Below are 13395 nucleotides of genomic sequence, written 5' to 3'. Positions count from 1 at the left end.
GGGCGCAGTTTACGCCAATCAACGCGCCGGACAAAGTCCTAGTATTTTTGTCGGGAAAAGATCCCGATGATCTCTCCCTGTAGGAGCTGCCGCAAGCTGCGATCTCTTGATTTGTTTTTTAGATCAAAAGATCGCAGCCTGCGGCAGCTCCTACAGGAGGGCCCAGTGGTTCAGAGGTTCTCGTAGCGGTTCATGTCCAGCACGCCCTCTTCCACCGGATCGTTTTCCTGGATGTAGCGGCTCAGATCATGGAAATAGAACCAGAATTGCGGATGACTGCGACGTACTCCCCAACGTTCGACGATTTTCTCGAAGCTGTCGGTGTCCTTGGCGCTTTCCATCGCATCCACAAACGCCGGCACTTGCCCGGCCGGGATGTTGAACATGAAGTTCGGGTAGCTGCTGAGCACACCCGGGAAAATCGTCAGGGTGTCGAGCCCCGGTTGGTAACGCAGTGATTCACCGAGCAAAAACGCCACGTTGCTGTGGGCACGGTTACGTAGCAGGCTGTAGACCTCACGCTTGCCGCTGCTGGTTTCGATACGCAGCATAGTGGCTTCCGGCAACAGGTCGATGACCTTCAGCCCCGCAGCCGGACGCGAAGTCAGGCGACTGAGCGCCTGCTCGGCACTTTGCAGGTCCGGGTCGATGTTCGGCCGTGAACAATAGGCGCCGTCGCAGCGATTGATCGGGTCAGGCCTGGCGTTAAGGTCGCCGTATCGGGCCAGCAGCTGATTGGCAAAGTCACGCTTGGGATCAGCCGGGTTCAGCTTCAGCGCGGTCGGCTTGTCGTCATCGATGGTCTCGTAGTCGAGCCACATCTTGAATTTGCCACTGTTTTGATACCAGTCGTCCAGGTAGTCATCCCGGGAGTCGGCGGGCATCAGGCGCAGGAAATTCTGCTCGGCGCCGTTGCGGATCAGGTCGAAATACAAGCGCGTCTGGGCCTGGTGGGACAGGTTGCCGAACACATCGAAGTTCACCGCCAATTGATAGTAGGTGCGTTCCAGCAGCGGATAGTCGAACAGCCATACGGTTTGCGGCACCTCGCCGATCAGGCCCTTGGTCACCGAAGCACTGTCGAAATGGCGGAAGATACTCAGCAACGCATTGTCATTGCCGGCCCAGAGGGTCGACCAGCTTGGCGCGGGCTCATCGGCGTAGCTGTCCCGGCGCAAGGCTTCGTATTCATTTCGCTTGTCACGGTAGTCGTGCCACAGGCTGAGGATGCTGCCGACATCATCGTTCTGCCCCGGCATGGCCAGCAACGGCGTGGCTTGCCCGCGATAGTTCGGATCGGTGACATACAGGTCGTGCTCGGGCGCCTGGAACAGCGCCCAGAAATTATCGCGGATCACGTCCGTGGCGATCTGACCGCGACACACTGGCCCACGGATAAAGGTGCGCACGAAATACTCGGCGTTATCGAGCATGAACTGATAGCGCGCCTGGGCCGGAATCGCTTCGAAGGTGGCAAACGGGTTGGCCCGGCTCTGCGGTCCATAGCCCGGCAATGCGTCGACCTGCCAGTTGCCGCTGTAGAACAGGCTCTTGACCCGCGCCAGTTTCGCCGGACTCAGCGCATAGGTGATGTGGGTCTTGTGCACGATCACGCCCTGCACCGGCCACAAGCGATAGTAGAACTGCGTGCCCGGATCATCGTTCGGGCGACGGGTGTTGATCAGGTCAATCGGCTGGCCGGTCGGGGTGCGCGAACGCACCCACTGGAAGAAATGCCCAGGCTCGCCGTCCTTGAAGTAGAGATGGGCGAGGAACCAGTGCTCGAACAGCCAGCGCCCCACCAGGCTTTCCCGGGCGCCCGGCGCATTGAGCAGGTTTTCCCATTGCACCACCTGCAAGGCTTCCCTGGCGCTGGGCGCCAGCGCCATCTGATCGATCGGCGCGCCTGCCGCCAGCCAGCGTTGCAGCGTCTGGTACTGCTGGTCGGTCAGGCCGGTCACTGCCAGCGGCATGCCCTCTTTTGGATGCCTGGCGGCATAGCCGTCGAACTCCCCGGGCATGGCACACATGTTTTCCCGATTCAGGCCCAGGACGATGTCTTCCGGCAACTTCGCGTTGGGTTGCAACGGAGTCTTGTGGCCAAGCTCCAGCATCCGCGCCATCAGTGCAGCCTGGCTGCCCTGGGTATCGAGTACCGAATAAAAGCCCTTTTGCTGCCAGGCCTGTTTGCCGGAAGCGTCATAGAACAGTCGGGTCGGTGCAACCGCCTGACGACGGTCACCGTCGTAGACCGGGACTTTGGTTGCGCCACGTGCCGCGCCCTCACCGCTGCCCAGGTTGAGCTGACAGGCGGCGTCGTAGCAGGCGTGGCAGGCCACGCACTTTTCAGTGAAGATCGGTTGAATGTCGCGGCTATAGGAAATAGCAGGTGAAATGGCAGTGGGAATCACCGGGCCTTGCGCCAGAGCGCCCCAGCTTAAACACAACAACAATGTGCCGATGACGAAGCGATACGACATGTCCCTGGTCCTGAATCCTGAAAAAACGCCGCGATTCTACCGGTCTGTCATCCTTACCAACATGAACGATATTCATGCAAATTCGAGTCATGCTCCAAAAGCGCACAGGTTTGCTATCATCCCGGCCCTTCGTCATGGCCTTACCGAGTAGTCCAAATGTCCGATCGCAGCGTTCGCCTTCAAGCTCTCAAGCACGCCCTCAAAGAGCGCATCCTGATTCTCGATGGCGGTATGGGCACGATGATCCAGAGCTACAAGCTCGAAGAGCAGGATTACCGTGGCAAACGCTTCGCTGACTGGCCAAGCGACGTCAAAGGCAACAACGACCTGTTGGTACTGACTCGCCCGGATGTGATTGGCGGCATTGAAAAAGCCTACCTGGACGCCGGCGCCGACATTCTCGAAACCAACACCTTCAACGCCACCCAGATCTCCCTCGCCGACTACGGCATGCAAGGCCTGGCGTATGAATTAAACGTAGAAGGCGCGCGCCTGGCGCGCAAGGTCGCCGACGCCAAGACCCTGGAAACCCCGGACAAGCCGCGCTTCGTTGCCGGCGTGCTCGGTCCTACAAGTCGCACCTGCTCGTTGTCCCCGGACGTGAACAACCCCGGCTACCGCAACGTGACCTTCGATGAACTGGTGGAAAACTACACCGAGTCCACCAAGGGCCTGATCGAAGGCGGCGCCGACCTGATCCTGATCGAAACCATTTTCGACACCCTCAACGCCAAGGCGGCGATCTTCGCCGTACAAGGCGTGTTCGAGGAGTTGGGCATTGAATTGCCGATCATGATCTCCGGCACCATCACCGACGCCTCGGGCCGTACCCTGTCGGGCCAGACCACCGAAGCGTTCTGGAACTCCGTGGCCCACGCCAAGCCGATTTCCGTCGGCCTGAACTGCGCCCTCGGCGCCCGAGAATTGCGCCCGTACCTCGAAGAGCTGTCGAACAAGGCCAACACCCACGTTTCCGCGCACCCGAACGCCGGCCTGCCGAACGAATTCGGTGAGTACGACGAACTGCCGTCGGAAACCGCCAAGGTCATCGAAGAGTTCGCCCAGAGCGGCTTCTTGAACATCGTCGGCGGCTGCTGCGGCACTACGCCGGGGCACATCGAAGCCATCGCCAAGGCCGTGGCCGGTTATGCCCCGCGCCAGATTCCGGACATCCCGAAGGCCTGCCGCCTCTCGGGCCTTGAACCGTTCACCATCGATCGCAACTCGCTGTTCGTCAACGTCGGCGAGCGCACCAACATCACCGGTTCCGCCAAGTTCGCCCGCCTGATCCGCGAAGACAACTACACCGAAGCCCTGGAAGTCGCCCTGCAGCAGGTCGAAGCCGGCGCCCAGGTGATCGACATCAACATGGACGAAGGGATGCTCGATTCGAAGAAGGCCATGGTGACCTTCCTCAATCTGATTGCCGGCGAACCGGACATCTCCCGCGTACCGATCATGATCGACTCCTCCAAGTGGGAAGTGATCGAAGCCGGCCTCAAGTGCATCCAGGGCAAGGGCATCGTCAACTCGATCAGCATGAAAGAAGGCGTCGAGCAGTTCATCCATCACGCCAAGCTGTGCAAGCGCTACGGCGCCGCCGTGGTGGTGATGGCCTTCGACGAAGCCGGCCAGGCCGACACCGAAGCGCGCAAGAAGGAAATCTGCAAACGTTCCTACGACATTCTGGTCAACGAAGTGGACTTCCCGCCGGAAGACATCATCTTCGACCCGAACATCTTTGCCGTCGCCACCGGTATCGAAGAACACAACAACTACGCCGTCGATTTCATCAATGCGTGTGCCTACATCCGTGACGAACTGCCGTATGCGCTGACCTCGGGCGGCGTGTCCAACGTGTCGTTCTCGTTCCGTGGCAACAACCCGGTGCGCGAGGCGATCCACTCGGTGTTCCTGCTGTACGCGATCCGCTCCGGGCTGACCATGGGTATCGTCAACGCCGGGCAACTGGAGATCTACGACCAGATCCCGGCGGAACTGCGTGATGCCGTGGAAGACGTGATCCTCAACCGCACCCCGGAAGGCACCGACGCCCTCCTCGCCATCGCCGACAAGTACAAGGGCGACGGCAGCGTCAAGGAAGCCGAGACCGAAGAGTGGCGCAACTGGGACGTCAACAAGCGCCTGGAGCACGCCCTGGTCAAGGGCATCACCACTCACATCGTCGAAGACACCGAAGAATCGCGCCAGTCCTTCGCCCGCCCGATCGAAGTGATCGAAGGCCCGCTGATGGCCGGCATGAACATCGTCGGCGACCTGTTCGGCGCCGGCAAAATGTTCCTGCCGCAAGTGGTGAAATCCGCCCGCGTGATGAAGCAGGCCGTGGCCCACCTGATCCCGTTCATCGAACTGGAAAAAGGCGACAAGCCTGAAGCCAAGGGCAAGATCCTCATGGCCACGGTGAAAGGCGACGTGCACGACATCGGCAAGAACATCGTTGGCGTGGTGCTGGGCTGCAACGGCTATGACATCGTCGACCTCGGCGTGATGGTGCCGGCGGAGAAAATCCTGCAAGTGGCCAAGGAACAGAAGTGCGACATCATCGGCCTGTCCGGCCTGATCACCCCGTCGCTGGACGAGATGGTCCACGTCGCCCGCGAAATGCAGCGCCAGGACTTCCACCTGCCGTTGATGATCGGTGGCGCCACCACCTCCAAGGCGCACACGGCGGTGAAGATCGAACCCAAGTACAGCAACGATGCGGTGATCTACGTCACCGACGCTTCCCGCGCCGTGGGCGTGGCGACGCAGTTGCTGTCCAAGGAGCTCAAGGCCGGTTTCGTCGAGAAAACCCGCCAGGACTACATCGAGGTTCGCGAGCGCACCGCCAACCGCAGCGCCCGCACCGAGCGTCTGAGCTATGGTGCGGCCATCGCCAAGAAGCCGCAATTCGACTGGGCGAGCTACACGCCAGTCAAACCGACCTTCACCGGTACCCGGGTGCTGGACAACATCGACCTCAACGTCCTGGCCGAATACATCGACTGGACGCCGTTCTTCATTTCCTGGGACCTGGCCGGCAAGTTCCCGCGCATCCTCCAGGACGAAGTGGTCGGTGAAGCCGCCACCTCGCTGTACAAGGATGCCCGGGAAATGCTGACCAAACTGATCGACGAGAAGCTGATCAGCGCCCGCGCGGTGTTCGGTTTCTGGCCGGCCAACCAGGTGCATGACGACGACATCGAGCTCTATGGCGATGACGGCAAGCCGATGGCCAAGCTGCATCACTTGCGCCAGCAGATCATCAAGACCGACGGCAAGCCGAACTTCTCCCTGGCCGACTTCGTCGCGCCCAAGGACAGTGAAGTGACTGACTACGTGGGTGGTTTCATCACCACTGCGGGGATCGGCGCCGAAGAAGTGGCCAAGGCCTATCAGGACGCCGGCGACGATTACAACTCGATCATGGTCAAGGCCCTGGCCGACCGCCTGGCCGAGGCCTGCGCCGAGTGGCTGCACCAGCAGGTGCGTAAAGACTACTGGGGTTATGCCAAGGATGAAGTGCTGGATAACGAAGCGCTGATCAAGGAGCAGTACAGCGGCATCCGTCCGGCACCAGGGTACCCGGCCTGCCCGGACCACACCGAGAAAGCCCAGCTGTTCGCCTTGCTCGACCCAGAGGCCCAGGAAATGCGCGCAGGTCGCAGCGGCGTGTTCCTCACCGAACACTACGCGATGTTCCCGGCGGCAGCGGTCAGCGGCTGGTACTTCGCTCACCCGCAGGCGCAATACTTTGCCGTGGGCAAGATCGACAAGGACCAGGTGCAGAGCTACACCTCGCGTAAAGGCCAGGAGTTGAGCGTGACCGAACGCTGGCTGGCGCCGAACCTGGGTTACGACAACTGAGTGACCCACTGTGGGAGCGAGCTTGCTCCCACAGTGGTTGTCCAGCGGCTGATTCAGCTGTTCCCGGCCGATGTCCCTGGTTGCGGTTCTTCACCCGCAACCTCCTTGCGGGACAACTCGATCATCTTCGCGTTGCGCGCCGCCGTCTGTTCGAACATCTGAGTCAAAAGGGCAGCGTCATCGACGTCATCCTCCTCCCCCGCCTGATTCTCCGCTTCATCAAGTGCCGTGAACTCTTCAGGGTATTTCTCCTTCAGATAGCTCACCCAATAGTCGCGCTGGATCAAGTCTTCGTAAAACCCGTCGGACTGCTCCGCATTGACGACCTCCGCGCGCGCGTCCGCCAGTTGTTGCCGCGTGACGCCCGACGCATACGTCATGTGTTTCGGCTGACCCGGCAGGATCAGGCCGTCATCCCAACCCTCCGTCAGGCCGATTCGATAACCCAGGCGCACCTCGGCCTCATCCCCACCGGATCGAACCGCGGCCTTGGTCGCCAGATCATCGATCTTGTCCAGTCGAAACAGTTGCCTGGACAGCTTCAGCAGTGCCTGCCCCTTCACACTCAGGCCTCCAGGCGCAATGTCGAGCAAGGCATTGTGGGTGAACACTTTGCTTTCCAGCCCGCTGAACGTGAGGATTCGCCCGTCGACACAGGTGCCATGAGTACTCGAACTGGCGAACAGAACCTCCCGCAGTTCGCTGTTGCTGGCCGCGGCTTCCATCACTGTCCAGACCCGTCGTGTCAAATCGGCATTGGCCACCCGAAACTCCCGGGTGTCTTGCAGTCGCTCGAGCAAATGAAAGAACGCAGCACTGTCCGGCTCGGCCGCCAGTTGATTCCAGATTTCGCTTTTACCGGCCAGTTCCTCCGGGGGCGCATTGGCCAGCCAAGGGGCCTGTTGCGCGGAATCAGGCTCAACGTCAGGGAGTTCTTCATCCGACTCAATGCTGTCACTGTCGCCTTGGTCTTGAGCATCATCGAGTAACTCGTCGAGTTCATCGCGCGACAGGCCCAGCACGGTGTCCCGTGCTCCCGAGTCACGGTAGTCCCTCAAGCGCTCGAGACTCTCAAGCACCAGGTTGTTATCACTCAGGTCGATGCCGATCATCAGGACGTTGTGATTGCCATCCAGCGCCTGCGCCGGAACCGATGTGATGCCGTTACCACTCAGGTTCAGGACCCGGAGGTGGGCGGCATCCAGCACACCGCCAGGCCATTGCGTCAGATTGTTATTGCGCAGATCGAGTGTCACCAGCGCTTCGAAAACGTCGAGGTCGAAGGACTCCAGTTCGTTGTAGCTCAGATCAAGCTGGTTCAGACGTTCCAGATTGCTTAACGAGTCGTACAAGTGTTCGGCATCGTCCAGCCGGTTCGAAGACAGCTCCAGGCGCTCGAGTCTATCCATGTGCTGGACAGGCTCGGGTATTGCCTCCAGCCCATTGCCATTGAGTTCCAGGGTCTTGAGCCGGGTAAAGGCGGCGAGGAACCCGTCGGAGCCTGTTCGGGTCAGTTTTACTCCGGTCAGGTCCAGCCTGCCAACGTGGTCGAATGTTCCCGGCAACGTAGGGAGATCGCCCAGTTGCAGGCCGCTCAGATCCAAAACGGCATTGGCAACCCCCTCCACGCCGGCCAGGCCCTGGCGCCAGCATTCGAGGATGCGCAAGGCGCCCAACCGGCGAATGCTTGAAGATATTATCCAGCCTGTGTCGCGTACTCCCCGTGTGAAGATCCAGCCGTTCAACTGACGCGTAAGCGCTTCGAAGGTCTGTTCCCAACCGGCAAGGCGCTCGCTGATTTGCACCTCGGTCACCCCGCGCTCGCGCATCTGTTCCAGCGCTTGCAAGGCCTCATCATCCGCCAGTGCCGGCTTTAAACGTTGCAGACGCCTTGTGAAAACCTCGGCCCCTTCTCCCGCCGGTACCTCAGGCAGCGTCAGCAAATGCTGCGCAATGGAAAACCCACTCTCGGACGGCGGAAAACCGAGCGGTATCGGCTCCAGGGCGAACCGCTGCAGGGTGCCCTCTGGAAGTACTCTGGCCGCTTCTATTCGCTGCCAGGCGGTCCGGAGCATTGCGTCAGCCTGAGGGGTCAAGGGCGAACCGCCGAGATTGGTTTTGAGCAACACCTCATTTTCCAGCACCGCCCCCGGCAGCTCGGAAATTTTGCTGTCGCGTAAATCCAGCCAGGTCAGATCCGGCAAGTCCTGGGCACCTGCCGGCCACTCCCCCAGCTCTGTCGCGCGCAGGTTCAAGGCCTTGAGGTGAGTCATTGCGCTGACGTCCAGGGTGTTCAGGGGGTTGCTGCCAAGGTCCAGATATTCGAGCATCTTCAACCCATCGAGACCTTGCTGAACCCCGGAATCGACAACAATCGCGTTACTGGAGAGATCCAGTTGAGTCAATTTTCCGAGATCTTTGGGTCCGATGGGGATTTCGGTCAGGCCGCAACCACGCAATTCGAGTGTTTGAAGTTCGGAAAAACCGCTGATGAAACCGCGAATCTGTGCTGCGGGCGCTTGATTGCTTCGCAAATACAGCGTTTGCACTTCCGGGAAAGCACCGGCCGGCAACTCGGGAAAACTACTCAGCCCCAGATTAGGCAAGTCGAGCACCGAGGCATCGGCTCTAGCGCCGTAGCGCTTGAATACGCCTTTGCGCCAGCAGGCTCTCAGGGAGCTTGTCGCTAATATCCGGCCTGTCATTTCATTGACCGCTATCGGCATTTCACCCCAGTCATTGAGGTTGCGGTTGAGTACAGTGTTTTGCTCACTCAAGGCTTCGATCGCTCCGTACCTCGCCTCGGCGTCCGGCCACTGCTCGACAAACCGATTGAACAAGGTCTCGTGATTCTCGTTGAGGCCTTCGCCAAGGCGTCTCAACTCACCCTTGCTGTAGTCCCTGACCATTTCCTCGAGATCGACAAGGTGCGGGGGTAGGCTTTTGGCGTACTCATACGCCGGCCTGAAGTTTTCACGAAGGAAATTCGACCAGTCCAGCGACAGTCCGGACCAGAGTGTTTCATGGCCGTTGAAAATGCCGTCCGGCAATGTCCTGATCCCGGTGCCCTTGAGATTCAATCGCTCAAGTCGCGGCAGTTCGAGCACCCCGGCGGGCCATTCGAACAATGAAGGTGCCAGCACTTCCAGCAGGCGCAGATTGCGCAACTGGCTGACATCCAGCGCAATCGGCGTAAACGCCGAACAATAGACATTGAGGTACTCAAGCCTGGTCAACGCGCCCAGCCTCGTCGGCATGTCGGCGGCGTAGGGAGCGGATGAGTACAGGCTCAGATCGGTGAGCTCCGGCATCGTACCGATGATTTCGGGCACATTGCTGAACTGATTGCCCGTGGCGTTGATCCGCAGTTTTCTCAACTTGGGGAAATTGCCCAGCAGTGCATCGGCATTGGCATCGGTGATGCAGCGGCCCCGGACGTACAGATCACGCACATGGGAGAAATCGGCAGGCAACGAAGGAAGCGCTTGGTCACAGGTCAGCTCAAGCAATGTGAAGCGCGCCTGCTCTGCAGCCAACGGCGAGTTGCGCCAGCTTTGCTTGAGGCTCTGCGCGACCGAGGCCTTGCCACCCAACATGAGTTCCAGGGCAGCGTTCGGCGATGGCTCGCCCACCCAATGATCGAGCGTAGCCTCAAGCGTCTCCCACTCGCGCAGGCGGGTCTGCAACAAACCGTAAATCTGCCCGTCGGTTTTCCCCGCACGCAGCTGCGCCAGGACAAATCCGTTGGCCTGCTGTTCGGTCAGCGCCGGATAGACATCCCGAACCCGACTCGCCAGCGAAGGATTGATCCCTTGCCCGCGCCCGCTGGCGTAGTACCCCACCAACCGTTCGTTGATCCGGACCGGAGGCTTGAAGTTCGCGTGCTTGCCAGTGCGTGTCTCCAGGCTTTGTGCCAGCTCGCCACGATGGGCAACGGCATGGTCGATGATTGCCTTGCGCAACTGGCTGCCCTGAGCCACATGGGGAACACCCAGCGCCTGGCGCGCTGAGTCGGGCAAGGCGTGCATGATCGACGAGTAAAAATTGTCTTCATTTCGAGGAATGCCGTTGAGCTCCTCGCCGCGCTCATCAAACGCCTGGTAAGCCGGTCCTTTCTTGACCACATATTTGCGCGTGACGGCAGTTTGACTGCCAATGCCATCGATCAGCGGCCCCTCGACGTGACCGTCGCGCACTTCCAGGCGCACGCTGTCGGACCAGCCCGGCAGTTTTTCCAGGGAATGCAGGGCGAGCCATCGGCTGTCCGCCGACGCCATACGCTCCAGATGCAACCCGGCAAAGGCCTGGTTGACGCGCCCTTGGCGTGCGTACCAGCGGCCCTCTTCAAGCATGTTCAAGGGGATCCGCCGCGTCGTTTGCCACCGCGCCAGCTCCTCGGCATTGGCATCCTGCAACACCCTGTTGGCCGCGGATTCACTCAGCCCCGGGCAAGCTCGCCGCAACGTCGCCACCGGCCCCTTGCCCGCCTCGGAGCTCCCCGGGGCAGCCTCGAACGCCGACAACAACTCAACCAGCCCCGGAGGCGGAGGCAGGTGATCGAGGTGCATCTTGCGCAAGGCATTGTCAGTGGCACCGCTGGCATCGGCGAGGGTGAGCAGTTGTTCGTCCGTCAGGGCCTCGGTCGCATGGCCCATGCGCCGCAACAGGGTCAAACGGTCCCACTCCAGAGGACGTTCCAGCGTATGGCGCCAGGCACCGTGGCCGTTGTGTTCGAGAATCGGCCGCCAGGCCCCGGTATCGGACGGATGCTTGATGCGCCATTTTTTCACTGATGAATCAAAGGTGATCTCATACACCTTGCCCGCCTGGCGGATGTAAGTCCTGCGGTTCGCGCGAAACTGTCCCAAGGAATTGGGGACAATGTCATCGCCCAGCTCAACGTTGCGCTCATAGGCCTTCAGGTCGGGTTTCCACAGCCGAGTCGTGCCATCGGCACGCTTGATGGCGTCCAGCCCTTCAATCACGGGCTCCGGTGCGAGTGGCACTAGCTTGCCCAGCGCCTTGCCGGCCCCGGCCATCGCCGCGATCAGCGCCAGGTTTTCCGCCACGTCGATCAGGTGCGCCTTGGCCGCGGTGCGATCCCCCTCACTCCACTCGATCGCGCCCTCGAACGACTCGTACAGCAATTGCCCGGCCATCACCGTCAGCATGATCTCGCCCAGCACCGGTACGAACATCGACACCATGTTCAAGCCCAGCATGCCGATTTCCAGCAGGTGATTGAGCTTTTTCGCCCGCACCGTTGCATCGACGTCAGCCGTGGGCACAGCATGACTGCGTGCATCGGCGATCACCTTGGCGCGGTTTTGCTCGTAGAGATAAGTCCACAGATCGGTGTTGGCGGACCAGATTCCGGCCGCGCCTTTGCGAGTGACGTCAACAGGATCGAGGTAGGGATCTTCGACCCGCTCACGTTTGACCGAATGCTCAGGTGGCAACTCCTTGATGCGGGCGACGGGAGAAAGCACGGGAATGTACTGCGCGACTTTCACCCAAATGGAGTGCAATGGATCGGCGGGAGCATCCGCGGCTTTACGGGTGAATTGACTGAAATAGTAAGGCCGGTCGGCGTAAGCGACGAATTGGCTGAAATACCGCTGGTGCTCCGTCGGGCCATCACTCGACGGCGATGCGCCAAGGGCTGTGAATTGCCGCTTGAATTCCGCCCTCATCCGCTCAGGGGTATAGCGTTTGAGCGGATGTTCCGGATCATGGGGAATGTAAACGATGAAATCGCTGCTATAGCGATATTGTTCACAGATGCCGAACACGACGCAGCCTGTCATCCTGCGTTTCATCAAACTCAGGTCGCGAAACCAGACAGGCCTGTTGCCAAGACGGGGATGAACTTCGCCGTTAACCACCGAAAGAATCATTTCGTAATCATCGGGCTCGATGTCCTTTTTCAGCAGCGCCAGTTCGGCTGCTGCCTTCAATGCCGCTTTCTGGCTGGCAACGAACTGCTCGCGCAATGCCGTTTCCTTCTGCGCATCCGCTGGCTGGAAAAACGCCTTCAGTCGGGTTTGATACTGCTCGCCGATATCCAGCTTGCGACAGAGTGAGAGGAACTGCCTGACCGACATGCTGAAGGTAGCGACCTCGAACGTGCCTGGCGTCGATGTCTCGATCACAAACCCGGACCCGCGATGAAAGGCGCCCTCCTCACACTCGGACGCTTCGAAGTTGTGCAATGCCGCTTGCAACAACGAAAGCTTCATCACCTCGAACGAGGCGATCTCTATTTCAAGGGCGCTGACTTCCAGCGCCCGCCTGAGGCACACCAGGGTTTTGTTGACGTCGACCTCAACACCAAATTGCTCCTTCAAGGCCTTGCGCAGTATCGGCTCGGCAAAGCTTTCGGCGTCCGGCAGCGACGACATCGTCTTGTCGAGCCGGGCCTGGGACACAAAACTGTCGTTGAAAAGGTCTTTCAGTGCCTGCTTTTGCTCGCGGGATGCTCGCTGGTACCACTGCGGCGGGAGCGAACCGCTCGCTTTTATGGCAGCTCGCCGCTGCGGCGTGGCATCGATCAACCAATCAGGCGTCTGTTGTTCAAGCAGTTCGCGATGAATGCTGTTTCGGCCCGGAACCAAATGTTGACGGGGCACGGATGGAGGATGGGTAGACATAGTGTCGCTCCTGAAAAATGGAACGACAGGACACCATTTCAGCGAACCGCATCTGCGGTAGATAGTTATCGCACCGCTCAAGACTGATTTCAAAATACGTCGATCCGCGGACCGGCCGACCCCACCACCGGCCGCTGGATTGTCTATGCTCTGAGGACCTACTGACAGGCGAGGGATTTATGGCCGATCCAGCCGACAACAAGCCGCCGACCTTCTGGCAAATGCTGCACAGCGTCATGGCGGCGGCATTCGGGGTGCAGAGCGGAAAGAACCGGGCCCGAGATTTCACTCACGGCAAGCCGAGTCATTTCGTGATTCTGGGGATAATGTTCACGGCGGTGTTTGCATTGACGCTGTTTGGCATCGTCAAGCTGGTGCTGCTTCTGGCCGGGGTTTGA

At 60.0% G+C, this 13395-nt stretch carries 4 protein-coding genes; 2 read left to right on the top strand and 2 right to left on the bottom strand.

The genetic code is table 11. The annotated features are described in order from the left end of the window. Positions 1-170: 170 nt before the first annotated feature. Positions 171-2480, bottom strand: coding sequence for a fatty acid cis/trans isomerase (locus ACM6IT_RS01885; RefSeq protein WP_414917368.1), 2310 nt, complete (start codon positions 2478-2480; stop codon positions 171-173). Positions 2481-2636: 156 nt separating this feature from the next. On the opposite strand from ACM6IT_RS01885, the gene metH reads away from it, so the two are divergent. Continuing rightward, on the top strand, positions 2637-6347 hold the full coding sequence (metH, locus tag ACM6IT_RS01880) for a methionine synthase (protein WP_056724404.1): 3711 nt from the start codon (positions 2637-2639) through the stop codon (positions 6345-6347). A gap of 53 nt (positions 6348-6400) precedes the next feature. On the opposite strand, the gene ACM6IT_RS01875 is transcribed toward metH, so the two are convergent. Further along, a complete protein-coding gene (locus ACM6IT_RS01875; protein WP_414917367.1) occupies positions 6401-12997 on the bottom strand; it encodes an NEL-type E3 ubiquitin ligase domain-containing protein in 6597 nt (2198 codons plus the stop codon). A gap of 179 nt (positions 12998-13176) precedes the next feature. On the opposite strand from ACM6IT_RS01875, the gene ACM6IT_RS01870 reads away from it, so the two are divergent. After that, the gene (locus ACM6IT_RS01870) at positions 13177-13395 is read left to right on the top strand and encodes a DUF2970 domain-containing protein (protein WP_056724401.1); all 219 of its coding nucleotides are present in this window, start codon (positions 13177-13179) and stop codon (positions 13393-13395) included.

It is taken from the genome of Pseudomonas sp. IT-P4 (assembly GCF_949767755.1).
In the GTDB taxonomy this organism is placed as follows: Bacteria; Pseudomonadota; Gammaproteobacteria; order Pseudomonadales; family Pseudomonadaceae; genus Aquipseudomonas; species Aquipseudomonas monachiensis.
Note: the sequence above shows the minus strand (reverse complement) of the source record. Positions and strands in the feature narration are given on the sequence as shown.